The sequence below is a fragment of the Marinobacter piscis genome (genome assembly GCF_007671655.1).
Lineage (GTDB): Bacteria > Pseudomonadota > Gammaproteobacteria > Pseudomonadales > Oleiphilaceae > Marinobacter > Marinobacter piscensis.
Genome location: NZ_VCGX01000002.1, coordinates 41,515 through 59,444 on the forward strand (window position 1 = coordinate 41,515; position 17,930 = coordinate 59,444).

A 17,930-nucleotide genomic window follows, 5' to 3' on the forward strand; every position below is an offset into this window, starting at 1 on the left:
TTCGATTACATAACCCGCATACCAGGCGTTGCGCCGGAATCCGGTGAAAGAATAAAAATATCCTTGCCACCCGGGCCCGCTGCCAGAACCATGCCCTCAGATACGCCAAACTTCATTTTCCGGGGTTTAAGGTTGGCGACCATGACTGTAAGACGGCCCTCAAGATCTTCAGGGTTATAAGCAGACTTGATACCAGCAAACACGTTGCGTTCGCCTTGTCCCAAGTCAAGGGTCAGGCGAAGCAACTTGTCCGCACCCTCCACATGCTCGGCTTTAACGATTTTTACGACTCGCAGGTCCACTTTGGCAAAATCATCAAACTCGATTTCATCGGCAATCGGCTCTGGCGCCGCTCCGGAATTATCCGCCTGTTCGGGGGTGCCCTTACCCGCCGGGAGTTGCTCTTTTGAAGCCTCCAGCATTTTCTCAATCTGCTTCATCTCGACCCGCTTCATCAGGGGCTTGAACTTATTGATACTGTGGTTTTCCAGACGCTCGCTGCGATTGTTCCAGTCAAGCGCGGCGTTCAGGAAGTGTTCCGAGGCTTTCGCTGTTTCCGGAAGTACCGGAGCCAGATACGTGATCAGCAGGTGGAACATATTCAGGGCATTGGTGCAGATGGCCTGCAGTTGCTCATCCTGGCCTTCCTGCTTTGCAAGCACCCAGGGCTGTTCGTCATTGACGTACTGATTGGCAATGTCCGCAAGTGCCATGATGCGGCGCATCGCCTGGCCAAACTCCCGGCCTTCATAGAGGGTTTCCAGTTCCTCACCGGCATCAATGAACTGCTTGAGCTTGGCGTGCTCGGTGATGTTGCCCAGCTTGCCGTCAAAACGTTTGGTGATAAAACCAGCGCTTCGGCTGGCAATATTGACCACCTTACCCACCAGGTCGGAGTTTACCCGCGTGGCAAAATCTTCCAGGTTCAGATCCATGTCATCTACGGTACTGGTGAGCTTGGCTGCGAAGTAATAACGCAGATACTCCGGATGCAGGTGCTCCAGATAGGTCCGGGCCATGATAAAGGTGCCCCGTGACTTGGACATCTTCTTGCCATTGACGGTTACAAAGCCGTGAGCCCAGACAGCGGTTGGTGTACGGAAGCCCGCATCGTGAAGAATGGCCGGCCAGAACAGGGCATGGAAATTGATAATGTCCTTGCCGATAAAGTGATAAACCTCAGCCGTTGAGTCCGCCTTCCAGAAGTGCTCGAAATCAATGCCCTCGCGGTTACACAGGTTTTTGAAGCTTGCGAGATAGCCAATCGGGGCGTCCAGCCAGACATAGAAAAACTTACCCGGCGCGTCCGGGATTTCAAAGCCAAAGTAAGGCGCATCACGGCTGATGTCCCACTCCTGAAGCCCCGCATCCAGCCACTCAGCCAGCTTGTTGGCCACTTGCGGCTGCAACGTGCCGCTGCGGGTCCAGCGGGTCAGGAAATCGCTGAACTCCGGCAGCCGGAAGAAGTAATGTTCGGACTCTTTTTCTATTGGCGTAGCACCGGACACGGCGGACTGCGGATTAATCAGCTCGGCGGGCGTGTAGGTCGCACCGCAGGCTTCGCAGTTATCCCCATACTGGTCTTCGGCTTTACAGCTTGGGCAGGTGCCTTTGATAAAGCGGTCCGCAAGAAACATGTTCTTTTCAGGATCAAAAGACTGCGTAATCTTGCGGGTGGCTATATGGCCATTATTCTGCAACTGGCGGTAGATATATTCCGAAAACTCCCGGTTCTCTTCCGAATGCGTGGTGTAGTAATTGTCGAAACGAATCTGGAAGTCACGAAAGTCCTGCTGATGCTCTTCGCGAATTCTGTCAATCAGTTGCTCAGGCGTAATGCCCTCCCGCTCGGCACGCAGCATGATGGCTGTACCGTGGGCATCGTCAGCGCAAACGTAGTAGCAATTTTGCCCTCGCATGTTCTGGTAACGCACCCAGATGTCTGTCTGAATGTATTCCAGCATGTGGCCCAGATGGATGGGGCCGTTGGCGTAGGGCAGGGCGCTGGTAACCAGAATATCGCGCTGTTGCTTTGAACTCGCTTGCGTCATGGTGTGTCCGAACCTTTCTAAGGGATAAGGGTTGTATGGTCAGAAACGGGCCCAGATGATACCGTTTGAACAGATAATTTTCATCCGAAACACCTGTTTTCATGCTGATAACCAGCATAAGCTTATCCCGGAGAGCCAGATGACACAGATTTCTGAACAAGCCCTGCAGGCAGCAGTGCGTGAATACCGAGACCCGTACCTGGAAAAAGACCTTTACGAGCTGAGGGCAGTAAAATCACTGGAGGCTGATGGGGCAGGCAAAGTCACGCTGATGGTCGAGTTGCCATACCCTTCAAAAGGCATCGCCGGAGCGCTTAAACAACTGGTAACCAACGCACTGGAAAATGTTGCCGGTGTTGTATCGGCAGACGTCCACGTTGGCCAGAAAATACATTCCTACAAAGTTCAGAAAGACCTGCCATCTGTGCCCGGGGTTAAAAACATCATTGCCGTGGCTTCCGGCAAAGGCGGGGTGGGCAAATCCACCACCGCCATTAACCTGGCTCTGGCTTTACAGGCGGAAGGTGCCCGTGTCGGAATGCTTGATGCCGACATATACGGCCCCAGCATCGGCATGATGCTGGGTGTACCCGACGGCAAACGCCCGGGAGTCCGGGAAGAAAAATACTTTGTACCCATGGAAGCACACGGCCTTCAGACCATGTCCATGGCCTACGTAACCACAGACAAAACACCCATGGTCTGGCGTGGCCCTATGGTCAGCGGCGCCGTCATGCAGTTACTGCAGCAAACCCTGTGGGACGAGCTCGACTATATGATCGTTGACATGCCACCAGGCACCGGAGATATCCAGCTCACCCTGGCCCAGAAAGTTCCGGTTACCGGTGCCGTAATCGTCACGACCCCTCAGGATATCGCCTTGCTGGACGGCAAGCGGGGTATAGAAATGTTCCGCAAAGTTGATATCCCGGTGCTTGGGGTTGTCGAAAACATGAGCGTGCACATCTGCAGCAACTGCGGCCACGAAGAGCACCTGTTTGGCGAAGGCGGCGGCGAGCGCATCTCCGATGAATACGACACAACCTTGCTGGGTCAACTGCCACTGCACATGACAATCCGCGAACAAACCGACGGCGGCGAACCCACTGTAATCGCCGAGCCTGATTCCGAAGTCGCCCGCCGCTACTGTGATATCGCACGCAGAGTCGGCGCACAGCTTTCAACCCGGGAGCGAAACCTCAGTGGTGCCATTTCAAGCATGTCCGTAAAGTCGCACTGATGTGTAGTATAGCTAGGGCAGTAGACTGATCAGGCCTGATCGCAGGCGTAGGCAAGGCGGTTCAAAAATGTCGGAGGCCAGGGATGGCCGGAGACAAGCGCACAGGGATGTGCTTGTAGCGGTTTTTGAACCGCCTTGCCTGCGGCTGCAGCCACCACATAACCAACAACCAAGAGCTTCGACAGACCTTGACCAAACAGGTAAACTACGCCCCAATTTTTCTTTCCCAGTGGATACGAGACCTCACCCATGAGCATCAAAGCCGATAAATGGATTCGCCGGATGTCAGAACAGCACGGCATGATCGAACCGTTCGAGAGCGGGCAGGTTCGTGAAAACGAAAGCGGCCGGGTCATCTCCTACGGCACCTCCAGCTACGGCTACGACGTACGTTGCAGCAACGAATTCAAAATCTTCACCAACGTACATTCCGCCACGGTCGACCCCAAGCATTTCGACGAAAACAGCTTTGTGGACTATACCGGCGACGTATGCATCATACCGCCCAACTCCTTTGCACTGGCACGCACTGTAGAGTACTTTCGCATCCCCCGCAGCGTACTCACCATCTGCCTGGGCAAGTCTACCTATGCACGCTGCGGCATCATTGTAAACGTGACACCACTGGAACCCGAGTGGGAAGGCCACGTAACCCTCGAGTTTTCCAACACAACCAACCTTCCGGCAAAAATCTACGCCAACGAAGGTGTGGCTCAGATGCTCTTTTTCGAGTCTGACGAAATGTGTGAAACCAGCTACAAAGACCGGGGCGGAAAATACTTCGGCCAGACCGGCGTAACACTCCCCCGGACATGAACGCCAACCAGTTTCTCAAAGCCGTAGCCCAGCTGCAGGGATGGCGCGAATGTGCCTTCCTGCTGGCATTGGCCGAGCGTTCATTTCCCAACTATGCTCTGTTTGCCGACGCGGTCGGCCTGAAAACCGGGGCTAAAATGCGACAGCTTCTGGATCAGGCCTGGGGCATGCTCCAGGAAAGTGCAGCGGAAACCACTATTCCGAAACTGCTGACCCGGCTGGAATCCCTGTCCCCGGACGTTGAAGCCTACGACGCCTACGGCGTTTACCCGGCCTTTGATTTCTGTCAGCTTCTGGAGCAGGCTTTACTCAATCGCCTGAACCCCTCGAAGCATCGTGCAACCGAGGCATCCCAGCTGGCAACCGGCACCGTTATGACCTTTATTGAGCTGTCGGAAGGTGAGGATCTTGATGAAGGTGAGCTGGTGCGTTTACTGGATTCGCACCCGCTGATGAAAGAAGACAAAGCTTTCCAGCGAGACCTTGTGCTGGCACTCAAACGGCAACGGACACCTGTCGAGCAATTTGTTTCCGAAATCCGGGAGGATGCCGCTAACGAAGGCGTCAGCAACCTCGGTGTCTCGCTCTAAACATTCAGATCAGGATGGATACAACCCGATGAAACTCTCCGCTTTTGGTCGTAAGTTTACCGCAGATGCCGGTATAACATCACTCATGGATGACCTGGGTAATGCCATGGCCTCCGGCGATGACATGATCATGATGGGGGGTGGAAATCCGGGGCACATTCCGGAGATTGAGGCCCGAATCCAGGAAATACTGTCCGGAATGAGTCAGAGCGAAACCGACATGCGTCGACTGGTGGGGATTTACGATCCGCCCCAGGGCGAAAAACAGTTTATTGCCTCGCTTGTGGAGCTGCTCAACCAGGAGTACGACTGGGGGCTGAAGCCGGAAAATATTGCACTGACCAATGGTAGCCAGGCCGCTTTCTTCATGCTGTTCAACATGTTTGGTGGCGACTACGGTAACGGCCAGCATAAGCACATATTGCTGCCGCTTGCCCCTGAGTACATTGGCTATGCCGATGCGGGTATTGAACCCGGCCTTTTTCGTGCTGTACGGCCGGATATCTCATTCACCGACGCGCACGAGTTCAAGTACCGGGTGGATTTTGACGCCGTTGAGGTCACCGGTGAGACGGGTGCTATTTGTGTGTCCCGCCCCACCAACCCCACCGGCAACGTAGTGACCGATGAGGAGCTGGCGCGGCTGGAGCAGATGGCTCGCGGGCAGAACGTGCCTCTGATTGTTGACGGTGCCTATGGAACACCTTTCCCCAGCCTGCTGTTCACAGACGCCACACCTACCTGGAATGACCAGATTATCCTGTGCCTGAGCCTGTCAAAGCTGGGACTGCCAGCTGCGCGCACGGGTATTGTGATTGCTGCAGAACCGGTGATTAAAGCTCTGTCGGGGATTAATGCCATCATGAACCTGGCAACCGGCAGTTTCGGCGCCATGCTTGCAGAACCGCTGGTGCGCTCGGGAGAGATTCTGTCCCTGAGCCGTAACGTGGTCTGCCCGTTTTATAAGCGCAAGATGCAACGTGCTGTAGCAGCCTTTCACGATGCTATGGGAGAAAGTAATTGCCGGTGGTATGTGCATAAGCCGGAAGGAGCCATGTTTCTGTGGTTGTGGTTCCCGGATCTGCCTATTACCAGCCTTGAGCTCTATCAGCGCCTGAAAGCCCGTGGCGTGCTGGTCGTCTCCGGACATTACTTCTTCCCGGGTCTGCTTGATGATGACTGGCAGCATCGCCACGAGTGCCTGCGTGTGACCTACTCTCAGGATGACGAGCAAGTAGCCCGTGGGCTGCGCATTATTGCAGATGAGGTCAAGACTGTCTGGGCAGAGGCCGAGCGGGGGGCTTAGCCTCCCAGGTCTATGTCTTTCAGTGTGAGCTGGTAGCGGCTGCCGTCTGGCTCAATCTGCAACAAACGCACCAGCACGTACTGATTGTCCGGGTCAAACCACATCAGGGTTTCTCTTTTCGAGTTCTCGCGAACCTTTTCGGCTTTCAGGTAGGGTGTATTATCCTTGCCAGAGCTCCGGCTGGCGTCGCTGACCACCGCAAAGCGTTCATCGTCGATGCTCCCGCGATCCAGAACCTGGTATTCCATTTCCCGTTTGCCGTTACGGATATCCTGATGCAGCTGAATCTGGAAGCCGAGCGGGTCCAGAAGGCCTTCCTGTAGCTCTGTCTGAAAGGGTTTGCCCCGGTACTCACCGGTGGCGACCCCTGCTTTCCAGTCGAAATCGATGGACTGTTTCCGGTCCTTTATCAGAAAGCCTGAGAGACGATAGCGATAGCGGAGAGGGATAACCTGGCCGTTTTCCCACTTAAGAATCAGTGATTCATCCAGATCCGCGATGAATGAGTTTACATCGGTGCGGTATAGCCAGATATTGTTGCCCTGAGACGTCAGGCTGCGCTTGGCGCTGCCATTAAGTGTTAACCCCTTTTCCATGGAGGCGCCATAACTTACCTCGAACGGGAAAAGGCCAGGGCGCGTATCCTCCGCCTGCGCAGCACTGGAAAAGGCTATGAGAAAAGCCAGCGCAGGCAGCAGAGCCAGTCGTAAAGGGTGGCACAGCTCTCGTTTGGTGTAACTTTTGAAAAACATCTGTTTGACCTCCATCCTTCATGAGTTGTGAAAGCATAGCGGGTCAGCGTGTGTAATGGGGTGACCGTCTGTTAAGGCGGGCCTCAGCTATCCGGGAGGCGCATGGGCGAGTCAAGAGTATGACCATCAAACAACACCTGTTCGCGCCCCAGCTGGATTCTGCCTTCACAGAACCAGCGTACAACAATCGGGTATAACAGGTGTTCTTTCTGTTGCACTTTCTCTGCAAGAGTGTCGCGACTATCATCCGGCGCGACAGAGACTTCGGCCTGGGCTATAACAGGTCCCCCGTCCAGCTCTTCCGTTACAAAGTGCACAGAGGTGCCATGGGTAGAATCGCCTGCATCCAGGGCTCTCTGATGGGTGTTCAGGCCAGTGTATCGAGGCAGCAGCGACGGGTGAATGTTCAGAAGCTTACCGCGAAATGCCCGCACAAAGTCCGTGGTCAGAATACGCATAAAGCCGGCAAGTATAATCAGATCCGGATTATAACGAAGAATATGCGCCATGAGGGCTGCGTCAAACTCCTCCCGGGAGCCAAAGTCCTTGTGATTGACCACAAAGGTTTCCACGTTGGCCTGAGCCGCCCGTTCAAGGACAAATGCCTGGGGCTGGTTGCAGCCCACCGCGACAACCTGGCCCGGGAAGTCACGCTCACGGCTGGCATCTACAATGGCCTGAAAATTGGTGCCGCTGCCTGAAGCCAGGACCAGAATCCGGGGCAGGGTAGGCTGATCGGCCATCATTGAGCCAGATACCCCGGCGCATAACGCACTACAGCGTCTGCGTCTGCATCCTCGGCGCGCTCAATCTCCCCGACTTGCCAGGCTTTCTCACCCAAAGCCCTGAGTGTGTCCAGGGCCAGGTCTTTCTGGTTTTCCGGAACACACACAACCATGCCAATACCGCAGTTGAATGTGCGGTACATTTCTTCGCTGGCTACGCCACCTGCTTCCTGGAGCCACTGGAACACCGGCGGTAGCTCCCAGCTTTGGGTGTCAATGGTCGCTATCAGCCCCTGGGGCAGGACTCTGGGGATATTCTCCGGGAGACCGCCGCCGGTAATGTGGGACAGGGCACTCACGTCAACCTCACGCATCAGTTGCAGCAGGTTTTTTACGTAGATGCGGGTGGGTGCCATCAGGGCATCTGCCAGTGTCGTGTCGCCGCACGCCTGATTCAGGTCGGCGTTACTGACTTCGAGGATTTTCCGGATCAGCGAGTAGCCATTGGAGTGAGGGCCAGAAGACTCCAGAGCCAGGATCACGTCCCCTGCCTGCGCGTTGCTGCCATCGATGATCCGGCTGCGTTCAGCGATGCCTACGCAAAAACCGGCGAGGTCGTAGTCGTCGCCTTCATACATGCCGGGCATTTCTGCTGTCTCACCGCCAACCAGTGAACAGCCGGCCTGCTCGCAACCTTGCCCGATACCCGCAACCACGTTGGCCGCTATGTCAACATTGAGCTTGCCAGTGGCGTAATAGTCGAGAAAGAATAAAGGTTCGGCACCTCCGACGATAAGGTCGTTAACACACATGGCAACCAGATCAATGCCGATGCTGTCGTGCTTATCAAGCTGCATCGCCAGCCTGAGTTTGGTGCCTACACCGTCTGTACCAGAGACCAGAACCGGTTCTTCATAGCCGGCCGGGATTGCAACCATGGCACCAAACCCGCCAAGCCCTCCCAGAACTTCAGGGCGCCGGGTACGTGCGGCGGTCTCCTTGATGCGGCTGACAAGTTCATTGCCTGCGTCAATGTCAACGCCGGCGTCGCGGTAGGTCAGGGAGGGCTTCTGTTCGCTCATGGTGTTATAAAACCGTAGGCCAGTGGGTCAGGCGGCGGATTTTAGCAGGTGCAGTGATGGGCTCCAAGTGCATTTCTGCTCTGGTCATGATTGCTGATTGGAAACAATCGTCGGCTACTCACGCTTCTGGGCATGGTGTATCCTAGGCGCCATTCATGCAAACAGCAGGGACTATTATGCCAGTATCAGACATAAACCCGGTATCCAAGCCATTGCAGGCCTTCTGGCTTGCCGTCTGTTGCACCCTTATGCTGGTGCTGGCTGTTTTGCCTGCGCCGGCCACTGCGGTCACCGTATCAGACCTGTATTCTGTTGAAGTGCCTGTGTCTGGCACCAACTCGTCTGCGTTGGCTCAGGGTTATTCAGAGGGGCTGGCCAGGGTGTTTGTACGTGTTTCCGGCACCCGTGATGTGCTTGATCTGGACGGCGTACAGGCGCTGTTAGCAGATGCAGAGTCGCTGCTGCTGTCTTACCAGGTACTTCGTGGAAGCAACGGCGATAACCGAATGAGTATGGCCTTTGGTGCTGTCGGCGTAAACCAGGCGCTGGCATCGGTTGATGCGCCCGTGTGGGGGGCTAACCGCCCCCTGACCCTGGCCTGGATAGCGGTTGAAGAGAATGGCGTGCGTCGGCTTGTGACGGAAGACAGTCAGGGGCAGGCAGCTGCCTGGTCAGAGGCTTTTTCACGGGCTGCCCGTGAACGCGGGCTTCCTGTTGCCCTCCCGCCTTCGGATGTGGCTGGCAACCGGGAACTGTTATCCGACATCTGGGGACAGTTCGCCGGCAGCGTGCGAAATGCATCGGACGGCATCGAGCGTGATGCTCTCGCTCTGGTCCGGGTAAGCCGTTCCGGGGGGCAGTGGCGTGCAGGCTGGATATTTGAGGGGGACGCGTTCAGCGGCAGTGAGAGTTCAGTCAGCGCAGGCACACGAGAAGGGGTGGCAGACGCTGTGATTAACCGTTGGGCAGAGATGTATGCCGACCGGTACGCAGTCGCCGCAGGAGAGGTCGGTGAGCTGCCGCAGGTAGACATTGTTCTGCGTGGAGTCGGCTCGGTGGCGGACTATGGTAACGCCACCCAGGCGCTTGAAGAGTTTACCCCGGTTGTTACGGCTGGAGCATCCAGTGTGACCGGCGACCAGTTAACGCTCAGGGTTGCTTTCTCGGGCGAGCTGGATCAGCTAAAAGAGTATATGGCACTGGATGCCCGCTTTGTTCCTGCGGAAGAGCCCAGCCAGAAATCATCGACAACCGGTGAGGAAGAAGAGGCAGCTGCTTCGTCTGAGCAGGCTTTTGAGTCCCTCTATCAGGTTCTCTATTATCACTGGCGGCCCGAACCGGTTATCGGTAATAACGCAGGAGAGTAGCCGCTATCGGAGGCAGCCTTGTGACATCTAATGCCTGGCGCTGGATTCCCAATGCTCTGACGCTTGTGCGTATTGTGTTGATAGCGCCGTTTGCCAAAGCTCTGCTGGTACAGGAATACTGGTTTGCGTTGGCGATTTTTGTCATCGCTGCACTAACGGATGGGCTGGACGGGTTTCTGGCACGGCACTTTAACTGGCGGTCGCGTTTCGGGGCGGTGGCAGATCCCCTGGCAGACAAGGCCCTGATGGTTGTCGCCTATCTGTTGCTAACCTATACCGCCGTGCTGCCTGTCTGGCTGTGCCTATTGGTTCTGGGCCGGGACGTACTGATAGTCGGAGGTGCATTGGTTTACCATTACCGCATCGGTCGCTTTGAAATGGCGCCCAGTCTTCCCGGTAAGCTGAACACAGTGCTTCAGATGCTGTTTATTCTGGGTGTCATGGTTGTTTTAGCAGGTGCTCCAGTGCAACCAATATGGCTTGAAGCCGGTCTGTGGCTGGTGGCCACCTCCACGATTTACAGCGGCTGTCACTATGTTGCCATTTGGGGTTCAAGGGCATGGAGGTCCAGGCAGTCATGAGTACTTCTCAGCTGGTGCTCGGGGTCAGGCTCCGGGACGATGCACGTTTCGATAACTTCCATGGCGCTCGCAACCAGGAAGCTGCATTGCGCCTTTCGTCTGTGCTGGACGAGCCCGCCGGCTTGCCTGTTGTGGTTGTGTGTGGTGATTCCGATACCGGCAAAAGCCACCTGTTGCAGGCTGCCTGCAACCGGGCGGAGGCTGAGGGAAAAACAGCTGTATGTATCAGCATTGCGGAGCTGGAGCCCTTTGGGCCAGAGGCTCTGGCCGGACTGGATGCAATGGATATAGTGGCACTGGATGATCTGGACCGGGTAGCAGGAAAGGCAGACTGGGAAGAGGCCGTTTTTCATCTTTATAATCGCTTGCATGATGGCGGTCATATGCTGATTGTCAGTCTCTCGGAAGTACCCGGAGATTTGCCATTTGCACTGCCTGACCTTATCTCCCGGTTGCACCATGGTTTTACAGTGCAGCTTGGTATTTACCGTGATGATGACCGGCTGAAAATTCTTATGGCCCGCGCCGAACAGCGCGGGCTCACGATGACTGATGATGTTGCAGGTTTTATTATGCGTCGGGCCCCCAGGCGACTGGGCGAGTTACTGGGGATTCTGGATACGCTTGATGAGAACTCGCTACAGGCGCAGCGGCGCCTTACCATTCCCTTCGTGAAAACAGTTATGCACTGGTGAGGCAGGCTTATGACAGACACTGGCACAAAAAAGCAGGTGGCAGACCGGTTGCTGGGTATCGAGATAGAGCTTCGCAGGCTGCGGTTATGGGAGCATGAGCAGCCACCTGCAGAAGCCTTCCAAAGCACACAACCGTTTTGTATTGATACGCTGGAGTTTACCCAGTGGGTTCAGTTTGTGTTTCTGGAACGGATGAAGTTCATTATAGAAAGTGCGCAGCCTTTGCCAAAGGTTGCCGGGATTGCGCCCATGGCTGAAGAGCATTTTCGCGGCCGGTCCGAGTCGGGGCAGAACCTGATTCAGGAACTTGAGGCCGTTGATCAGTTGCTGTCAGACAACTGATCACGACTGGCACACTGGTTCAGTCCAGGCGCATAGAAAGGTCCACAGCTTTCACATCCTTGGTCAGGGCGCCAATGGAAATATAATCAACACCGGTTTCGGCAATAGGAACCAGCGTATCCGTGTTGATGCCGCCCGAGGCTTCCAGTCTGGCCCGTCCGCCATTCAGCCTGACCGCTGCGTACAGGTCCGTCATGGAGAACTCATCAAGCATGATGATGTCAGCTCCGGCGCTCAGTGCCTGTTCCAGCTCCTCCAGATTTTCAGTCTCTACTTCTACCGGCTTGCCTGGTGCAATTCTGTGGGCTTCAGTAACCGCTTCCGCAATTGAACCGCATGCCGAGATGTGGTTCTCCTTTATCAGGAAGGCATCCCACAGGCCGGCCCGGTGATTGTCGCAGTCGCCGCAGGTGACTGCATATTTTTGTGCAAGCCGTAATCCCGGCAGGGTTTTTCGGGTATCCAGCAGTCGAACGCCAGTGTGAGCCACCCGGGCCGCATAGCCAGCACAGGTTGTTGCCACGCCGGACAGTGTCTGTAGCCAGTTCAGAGCGGTTCTTTCAGCCGTCAGCAGGCTTCTGGCAGTTCCCTCCATCCGGAACAATACCTGGTCAGGCTGAGCAGACTCCCCATCCGGAACCAGCCATTCCAGCGACACAGAGTCATCAACCTGACGGAACACTTCCTCCACCCATTCGCGTCCTGCAATCCTCGCATGTTCCCGGGTAATGACGTGTCCGGTGGCGTGTTTGCCAGCCGGTATGAGCCGGGCGGTTATATCGCCATCACCGATATCCTCGCGCAGGCTTGCTGCGACCATTTCGATGCGTGACTGGCGTAGGCGTTCGGTAAAAGTCATGGGCATGTATCCGCTTGGTCAGGGGCTGATAAGTTGTAAAGTGTTTCAGGGTGGCAATTCTATAGGCCGGGGCCTGTTTCGCCAAACTCTGACAAAAGGATGCCGTGACCTGAGTCAGGCAGACACAAACGCTGACAATTTCTGACACAAGGTGACGCATGTAGCCCGTATGCTGTGTAGTGCAGAGGAGTGTCGACAGCAAAAACAGATACGGAGCGTGCTTTGACCCGGAGTGATTCCATGAAAAAAAACAATACGGTGGTCAGCATTACCGGTCAGGGGGCGGTTTCACGATTTGATTTGCCGCCGGCCTTTGTGCGCTTGCGGGATACATCCGGACGTGCCCTGAAAAAGTTGCTGGGACGTCTTTTTGAGCGTGCTGATGACGCACTTTTTGAGTTGGCCGATCGTGCGGGAACCAATAAGGACCAGACGCTTTATTTTGACGCGATGCGCGAGCTCCGACTACAGCGTAAAACCATCGCTGCTTCTGTAATGCAATATGTAAGTCAGGCTTTTAATGAGGTTGGCAAGTTCCGTCCGCGGCAATCCGAAGGCTCACTGGACAATGTCGATCAGAACTCCCTGTCGCTCATTGCGCATGCAGACCTGGAGCAGCAGGTTGCCATTGACTCTCTGATTGCAAAACTGCGCAACCGCTATAAAGACCCTCTTCAGCGTTTGTCATTGCGGGTAAACCATTTGGTCCCCGGGGTTGAGCTGGCCGATAGTCAGGTGCCACTGAGCCCGGAGATAATCTGTGGCGGCCTTGAGAAGGCCTGTAATAATCTGGATATGGACATTCGGGCAAAGCTGGTGGTCTTGAAACTGTTTGACCGTCTGCTGGGAAACACTCTCGGAGATTTCTATCAGGAGGCAAATGACACACTGGTTGATGCAGGTGTGTTGCCGGATGCAGGTCTGACCCCGACAGCAAAAACACAGGCGCGACCGGCCAAGACAACCTCCGCTCCGGTTCTACCAGACCAGGGGGGCGTTGCCTATGCAACCTTTGCCGAGCTTAGTGCACTTCTGCAACACAGGGAAGGTCACCGGCAGGTGGCTGAACCGCCTGGAACAGGTGAGAGTAATCTGGATACGGAACAGTTGACCGCTTTGCTCAGTGAAATTCAGGCCTCATTTGGCCAGAATAAAGCGAGTGAATCAGCCTCGCTTGATCAACAGCTTCCGCGTGCTCTTGCTGCGGTCAGTCAGGGGGAGGCGCGAGTAGGTCAGATAGATAACGATGTTATCCACCTGGTGTCGATGTTGTTTGATTTTATCCTCGAGGACCGGCACCTGCATCCGGTAATGAAAGCGCTCATCGGGCGCCTGCAGATACCAGTCCTGAAGGTTGCCCTGCGTGACCGGGATTTCTTTGCCCGGGGTGGTCATCCTGCGCGCAAATTACTGAATGAGCTGGCGCTGTCAGCGATTGGCTGGAGTGAGAAGCGTCCCGGCCAGAGAGACCCGCTGCACGAGAAAATTCAGACAGTTGTAGGCCGGGTTTTGAATGACTTTACTGATAACGTGTCGCTTTTTGACGAGCTGCTTGCGGACTTCCGCCGTTTTACCGACCAGGATCGCCGTCGCCGCGAACTGATAGAGCAGCGGGTACGTGATGCCGAGGAAGGCCGGGCACGTCAGGAACGGGCAAGCACAATGGCTGAGTCTGTTATTCAGACGTTATCTGCCGGCAAGGCTGTCCCGGACTCCGTTTTAGCTGTGTTGCATGAGGTCTGGATAAAATACCTGCAGTGGGTACTGTTACGCGAAGGTGAAGACAGTGAGCGCTGGGCAGGCGCAAAAGAACTGACCGGCCATCTCATATGGAGTGTCGATCCGCAGTCGGTGGAGGGCTCTACCCGGGGCGACTTGCTCCGTGCTGCTCCCGCGATTGTGGATGATTTTCGTGCGGCCCTTCAGGAGATTTCCTGGGATCCGTTTGCTGCCGACAAAGCCGTACAGGATCTGGAAAAAGCACAGACCGAGGCGTTTACACAGCTGGCAACATCGCCGGCGTACCGACCAGATCCGAAGGTTTTAACAGAGGCCCCCGTTGCAGAAGAGCCTGAGGCTGACGAGCCTTTAGCTGACAGGCCGGAGGTGCAGATTGATGCCCGCTGGCAGGAGCAGGCAGACAGTCTTCGAGTGGGTGCGTGGGTTGAGGTACGTCGTAACGATGTCTGGCTCCGCTGCAAACTGGCTGCCATTATCAGAGTGACTGAAAAGTACATATTTGTTAATCGCAACGGTGCCAAAGTTGCCGAGTATTGTCGCGCCGGGCTTGCTTCAGCAATGGCGGAAGGCAATATTACGCTATTGGACGATGGGCTTATTTTTGACAGGGCACTGGAATCGATTATCGATCATCTCCGCAGTACCCGTAAAGACTGATTCGTGGTAACAGAGCCAGCTTTGTGCTTCAATCGGCGTCACACTGTAATGCTTTGATTACCATGGGTGTATCTTGTCTTATTTAACCTGCAAAAACACCAGATCAGTTATCCACCGCGAAGACATTGCTGCCCTTCAGGAAACCGGGCGTTTAACCACTGCCCGCTGGGTGCCATCACCCAATTATGGGCCGCGCCCCCAGGGCGTACTCATAAACCTTCTGGTGATCCACAGCATCAGTTTGCCACCGCGGCAGTTTGGTGGGCCCTACATTGAAGACTTTTTCAGCAACCGCCTGAACCCGGACGAACACCCTTATTTTGCTACCATCGCCGACTTACAGGTTTCGGCCCATGCACTTATCCGTAGGGATGGGAGCCTGGTTCAGTTTGTCAGTTTACTGGACAGGGCCTGGCATGCAGGGCGGTCATGTTTTGATGGCAGAGAAGAGTGCAATGACTTTTCGATTGGCATTGAGCTTGAGGGCGCCGATGACATTCCTTATACGCCGGAACAGTATTATGCGCTGGCCGAAGTCGCAACCGTGATTACGTCGGCGTGGCCGGAGATCACCTGTGATCGCATTACTGGCCATTGCGATATTGCTCCCGGTCGCAAAACAGATCCCGGGCCGGCCTTTGACTGGACGCACTTTCGAGCGTGCATTCAGAAGGTGCAGGCTTCCGGGAAAGAGGAGGTTTAAGTGGCTCTGGTGGTGTTCTTGATTGCCTGCGTGGTCCGGCGGCGCCTTGATAATCGTAATGCGGTGTTCAGTGACGACTTGTGGCAACGTTGGTTTCAGGTGTTCAGCAAAATGAAATCCGGCGGGGAACTGCCTGCCCTGACGGGAGTATTACTGGTTCTCGTACCGGCTTTGTTGTCGGCTCTGGCCATCTATACTCTGAAAACTTTTCAGTGGCAGGTTATTGCGTATGTTCTGGAGACGTTTGTTCTTGTTTTGTTAATGGGGGTTCCCGGCTGGCGGCATTCGCTGGAATCTTATGCGCAAGCCTGGCAAAGGGGAGATATGCAGGCGGCCTGGCATCATATAAGGGAATGCTTACCGGCCAGGGAGCGTGACACTGCCTCAACGCCAGAGTTAATGCACCTGGCTTTGTCCAAAGCGATGTTGCTGACAGTGTTCAGGCGTTACTTTCTTGTGGCGTTCGGGTATGTGGTTGGCGGTGTCGGCCTGGCCGTTTTTGTCCGCGGCCTGGTTGCTCTTACAGAGCAATGGCCCAACCTGGATGTAAGAGCGAAGTACGCGACCCTCGCTGAATGGGTAAGCTGGATACCTGTCAGAGTGCTCTCCATAACCTTCGGAATTGCCGGTGATTTGTCCGGGTGGCTCAGAGAAGTCAGACCGACGATTATGAGTCCGGGAAAAACAACCGAAGACATTCTGATCGAGTCTGCGAATGCAGCGTTATCGGGCTATGCACTTGATCCGGGAAAGTTTTCAGCGGTTCACCCGGATGAGTGGACCCGCTTTGGCGGGCGCAGCCTGCGTGCCGTAAGGGACCTTCTGAGTCGGAGTATGCTGGTCTGGATCTGCGGGTTGGCGCTACTGGTTATTGCCGGCATTGTCTGAAGGGCTGTTTAAATCGGGGTTATAACCCCGATTTGTCCTGTTCCCACAAAATCTCTTCCGCATCTTCCCTGCGGGCGAAGACACGGGATGCAACAAATAAAAGGTCAGACAAGCGGTTCAGGTACTGGCGAGCCAGCGGGTTAATGGAGTCCTCATGGCTGAGCGCAACCACAATGCGCTCGGCGCGCCGGCAAACGGCACGGGCAAGGTGGCACTGGGCTGCAGCAGGGCTGCCACCGGGCAGGATGAAGTTCTTCAGGGGCGGCAAGGACTCGTTCATACCGTCAAGCAGGTTCTCCAGCCAGCTTATGTGTTTTTCGCTGATCGCTTTACTGCCTGGAATTGCAAACTCACCGCCCAGATCAAACAGGTGGTGCTGAATGCGACGCAAGGTGTCCAGCATCTCATCGTTGCTGTCGAGGGTCTCAATCAGTAAGCCAATATGACAGTTCAGCTCATCTGCTGTGCCCATTGCCTCAACACGCTGAGCATTTTTGGCAATTCGATTGCCATCGGCCAGACCGGTCGTGCCATCATCACCGGTGCGGGTATAGATCTTTGAAAGGCGATTGCCCATGAGAGTGCTCCTGATTGTTGAAACTAAAACGTTACAGACCTTGTACTCGTTCGGTCAGCATTTGGTTTACCGGCGTGGCAATACCATGGCGCTTCCCGCATTGAACAAGATAGCCATTGATGAAACCGATCTCGGTTTTACGCCCAGTCATTACATCTGCACGCATGGAAGACGTATTGCTGGCGGTGTTCCTTGCGACGGCTTCAATTCGCTCCCGAAGAGCCTCTGACGCGACAGCCTCTGAGGTTTCAGCTTCCAACAAGGCAGATATCTCCGAGCACAGCCCATCGATATTCTGCTGGTAAAGAGCTGAGGCCAGAATGTCACCGTTAGGGCAGTCGAGAAGAGCCGTAAACGGATTGATCCCCGCGTTCACCACCAGCTTCTGCCAAAGCCGCTCCAAAATGTTGTCTACAGAATGAACCCGCAACCCGGTCTCCGCCAGCTGCTTCACGACACTTGCTGTATGGTCAGCAGCAGAAGCGGTGAGTGCACCTACCCAGGTATCGCCGGCCCCGGCATGAACCAATACATCCGGGGAGGGACGGTTAGCGCCTTCGGTAGTGCTGGCTGCCAGAACAGGTCGTCCAGCCCAACGTTTTGCAACTACCTGCTGACTGCCCAGACCGTTCTGAAACAAAACAACAGGCGTGCTGTTCGGAATATGAGGTAACCAGGCTTCCAAAGCCGCGAGCGTGTCTCCGGCTTTCGTTGTTACGAGCAGAAGCGCTACATTCTCAGCTGATTGAAGCCAAGGCAGGGTTACGTGAGTGCGGGCATCACCAGAGACCGGCGAAGCCGTCAGGAGCCCCCTCCCGAAACCTTGTGGAGCCATGGGTGGAGTGCGAAGCACTTCACGGGCAAGCCATGGACGGCTTGCCCTGGACCTTTGGCGCGACGCAGGAGCATTAGCGCCAAAGGGCGGAACAGAGCGTACAAGGACGTATTCACAGCGTGTT

The 17,930-nt window shown here is 55.3% G+C and carries 18 protein-coding genes; 11 read left to right on the forward strand and 7 right to left on the reverse strand.

The window, feature by feature from the left end; translation table 11 throughout:
• Positions 1–5 precede the first annotated feature (5 nt).
• On the reverse strand, positions 6–2,051 hold the full coding sequence (metG, locus tag FFI95_RS05895; protein WP_144821518.1) for a methionine--tRNA ligase: 2,046 nt from the start codon (positions 2,049–2,051) through the stop codon (positions 6–8).
• Between the two features lie 139 nt (positions 2,052–2,190).
• Between metG and apbC the strand changes: the two genes are divergently transcribed.
• The 4 genes from apbC to FFI95_RS05915 all read left to right on the forward strand — a co-directional run bounded on the left by apbC (position 2,191) and on the right by FFI95_RS05915 (position 6,003).
• The gene (apbC, locus tag FFI95_RS05900; protein ID WP_144821519.1) at positions 2,191–3,291 is read left to right on the forward strand and encodes an iron-sulfur cluster carrier protein ApbC; all 1,101 of its coding nucleotides are present in this window, start codon (positions 2,191–2,193) and stop codon (positions 3,289–3,291) included.
• Between the two features lie 249 nt (positions 3,292–3,540).
• A complete protein-coding gene (gene dcd / locus FFI95_RS05905; RefSeq protein ID WP_144821520.1) occupies positions 3,541–4,107 on the forward strand; it encodes a dCTP deaminase in 567 nt (188 codons plus the stop codon).
• A complete protein-coding gene (locus FFI95_RS05910; protein ID WP_144821521.1) occupies positions 4,104–4,697 on the forward strand; it encodes a YjaG family protein in 594 nt (197 codons plus the stop codon). Before dcd ends, FFI95_RS05910 begins: the two co-directional genes overlap by 4 nt.
• 28 nt (positions 4,698–4,725) lie before the next feature.
• A complete protein-coding gene (locus tag FFI95_RS05915; protein WP_144821522.1) occupies positions 4,726–6,003 on the forward strand; it encodes a valine--pyruvate transaminase in 1,278 nt (425 codons plus the stop codon).
• Here the strand turns inward: FFI95_RS05915 and FFI95_RS05920 are convergent.
• The 3 genes from FFI95_RS05920 to purM all read right to left on the reverse strand — a co-directional run bounded on the left by FFI95_RS05920 (position 6,000) and on the right by purM (position 8,562).
• The gene (locus FFI95_RS05920; RefSeq protein ID WP_144821523.1) at positions 6,000–6,755 is read right to left on the reverse strand and encodes a DUF3108 domain-containing protein; all 756 of its coding nucleotides are present in this window, start codon (positions 6,753–6,755) and stop codon (positions 6,000–6,002) included. The genes FFI95_RS05915 and FFI95_RS05920 overlap by 4 nt on opposite strands.
• A gap of 83 nt (positions 6,756–6,838) precedes the next feature.
• Positions 6,839–7,501: a phosphoribosylglycinamide formyltransferase gene (purN, locus tag FFI95_RS05925; RefSeq protein WP_144821524.1), complete on the reverse strand. Its 663-nt coding sequence runs from the start codon at positions 7,499–7,501 to the stop codon at positions 6,839–6,841.
• Positions 7,498–8,562, reverse strand: coding sequence for a phosphoribosylformylglycinamidine cyclo-ligase (gene purM, locus FFI95_RS05930; RefSeq protein WP_144821525.1), 1,065 nt, complete (start codon positions 8,560–8,562; stop codon positions 7,498–7,500). The genes purN and purM overlap by 4 nt, the downstream gene beginning before the upstream one ends.
• Before the next feature lie 176 nt (positions 8,563–8,738).
• Between purM and FFI95_RS05935 the strand changes: the two genes are divergently transcribed.
• From FFI95_RS05935 to FFI95_RS05950, 4 genes are read left to right on the forward strand one after another with little or no spacing between them, the layout of a single operon-like run.
• Positions 8,739–9,929 carry a DUF2066 domain-containing protein gene (locus FFI95_RS05935; protein ID WP_246069438.1) on the forward strand — a complete coding sequence of 397 codons (1,191 nt, stop codon included), beginning with the start codon at positions 8,739–8,741 and terminating at the stop codon, positions 9,927–9,929.
• A 20-nt stretch (positions 9,930–9,949) separates the two neighbouring features.
• Complete coding sequence (locus FFI95_RS05940; RefSeq protein ID WP_144821526.1) at positions 9,950–10,510, forward strand: CDP-alcohol phosphatidyltransferase family protein; 561 nt, start codon at positions 9,950–9,952, stop codon at positions 10,508–10,510.
• A complete protein-coding gene (gene hda / locus FFI95_RS05945; RefSeq protein WP_144821527.1) occupies positions 10,507–11,205 on the forward strand; it encodes a DnaA regulatory inactivator Hda in 699 nt (232 codons plus the stop codon). Before FFI95_RS05940 ends, hda begins: the two co-directional genes overlap by 4 nt.
• 9 nt (positions 11,206–11,214) lie before the next feature.
• Complete coding sequence (locus FFI95_RS05950) at positions 11,215–11,547, forward strand: YqcC family protein (protein WP_144821528.1); 333 nt, start codon at positions 11,215–11,217, stop codon at positions 11,545–11,547.
• Between the two features lie 19 nt (positions 11,548–11,566).
• Here FFI95_RS05950 and nadC read toward each other — a convergent pair whose 3' ends face one another.
• Positions 11,567–12,406: a carboxylating nicotinate-nucleotide diphosphorylase gene (gene nadC, locus FFI95_RS05955; RefSeq protein WP_144821529.1), complete on the reverse strand. Its 840-nt coding sequence runs from the start codon at positions 12,404–12,406 to the stop codon at positions 11,567–11,569.
• 240 nt (positions 12,407–12,646) lie between these two features.
• On the opposite strand from nadC, the gene FFI95_RS05960 reads away from it, so the two are divergent.
• The 3 genes from FFI95_RS05960 (at position 12,647) to ampE (ending at position 16,394) form a co-directional block, all read left to right on the forward strand.
• Positions 12,647–14,803, forward strand: a complete 2,157-nt coding sequence (locus tag FFI95_RS05960; RefSeq protein WP_144821530.1) for a DUF1631 domain-containing protein — start codon at positions 12,647–12,649, stop codon at positions 14,801–14,803.
• Positions 14,804–14,876: 73 nt separating this feature from the next.
• Complete coding sequence (gene ampD / locus FFI95_RS05965) at positions 14,877–15,506, forward strand: 1,6-anhydro-N-acetylmuramyl-L-alanine amidase AmpD (RefSeq protein ID WP_144821531.1); 630 nt, start codon at positions 14,877–14,879, stop codon at positions 15,504–15,506.
• The gene (gene ampE / locus FFI95_RS05970) at positions 15,507–16,394 is read left to right on the forward strand and encodes a regulatory signaling modulator protein AmpE (protein ID WP_144821532.1); all 888 of its coding nucleotides are present in this window, start codon (positions 15,507–15,509) and stop codon (positions 16,392–16,394) included. It abuts the gene before it with no gap.
• A 19-nt stretch (positions 16,395–16,413) separates the two neighbouring features.
• On the opposite strand, the gene FFI95_RS05975 is transcribed toward ampE, so the two are convergent.
• A complete protein-coding gene (locus tag FFI95_RS05975; RefSeq protein WP_144821533.1) occupies positions 16,414–16,971 on the reverse strand; it encodes a cob(I)yrinic acid a,c-diamide adenosyltransferase in 558 nt (185 codons plus the stop codon).
• 31 nt (positions 16,972–17,002) lie between these two features.
• Positions 17,003–17,806, reverse strand: coding sequence for a ketopantoate reductase family protein (locus tag FFI95_RS05980; RefSeq protein WP_246069440.1), 804 nt, complete (start codon positions 17,804–17,806; stop codon positions 17,003–17,005).
• Positions 17,807–17,930: the final 124 nt, after the last annotated feature.

Excerpts from the sequence above, each read along its gene's own strand:
- metG (WP_144821518.1), bottom strand. The coding sequence starts at position 2,051 with ATGACGCAAGCGAGTTCAAAGCAACAGCGCGATATTCTGGTTACCAGC.
- apbC (WP_144821519.1), top strand. The coding sequence starts at position 2,191 with ATGACACAGATTTCTGAACAAGCCCTGCAGGCAGCAGTGCGTGAATAC.
- dcd (WP_144821520.1), top strand. The coding sequence starts at position 3,541 with ATGAGCATCAAAGCCGATAAATGGATTCGCCGGATGTCAGAACAGCAC.
- FFI95_RS05910 (WP_144821521.1), top strand. The coding sequence starts at position 4,104 with ATGAACGCCAACCAGTTTCTCAAAGCCGTAGCCCAGCTGCAGGGATGG.
- FFI95_RS05915 (WP_144821522.1), top strand. The coding sequence starts at position 4,726 with ATGAAACTCTCCGCTTTTGGTCGTAAGTTTACCGCAGATGCCGGTATA.
- FFI95_RS05920 (WP_144821523.1), bottom strand. The coding sequence starts at position 6,755 with ATGTTTTTCAAAAGTTACACCAAACGAGAGCTGTGCCACCCTTTACGA.
- purN (WP_144821524.1), bottom strand. The coding sequence starts at position 7,501 with ATGATGGCCGATCAGCCTACCCTGCCCCGGATTCTGGTCCTGGCTTCA.
- purM (WP_144821525.1), bottom strand. The coding sequence starts at position 8,562 with ATGAGCGAACAGAAGCCCTCCCTGACCTACCGCGACGCCGGCGTTGAC.
- FFI95_RS05935 (WP_246069438.1), top strand. The coding sequence starts at position 8,739 with ATGCCAGTATCAGACATAAACCCGGTATCCAAGCCATTGCAGGCCTTC.
- hda (WP_144821527.1), top strand. The coding sequence starts at position 10,507 with ATGAGTACTTCTCAGCTGGTGCTCGGGGTCAGGCTCCGGGACGATGCA.
- FFI95_RS05950 (WP_144821528.1), top strand. The coding sequence starts at position 11,215 with ATGACAGACACTGGCACAAAAAAGCAGGTGGCAGACCGGTTGCTGGGT.
- nadC (WP_144821529.1), bottom strand. The coding sequence starts at position 12,406 with ATGACTTTTACCGAACGCCTACGCCAGTCACGCATCGAAATGGTCGCA.
- FFI95_RS05960 (WP_144821530.1), top strand. The coding sequence starts at position 12,647 with ATGAAAAAAAACAATACGGTGGTCAGCATTACCGGTCAGGGGGCGGTT.
- FFI95_RS05975 (WP_144821533.1), bottom strand. The coding sequence starts at position 16,971 with ATGGGCAATCGCCTTTCAAAGATCTATACCCGCACCGGTGATGATGGC.
- FFI95_RS05980 (WP_246069440.1), bottom strand. The coding sequence starts at position 17,806 with ATGGCTCCACAAGGTTTCGGGAGGGGGCTCCTGACGGCTTCGCCGGTC.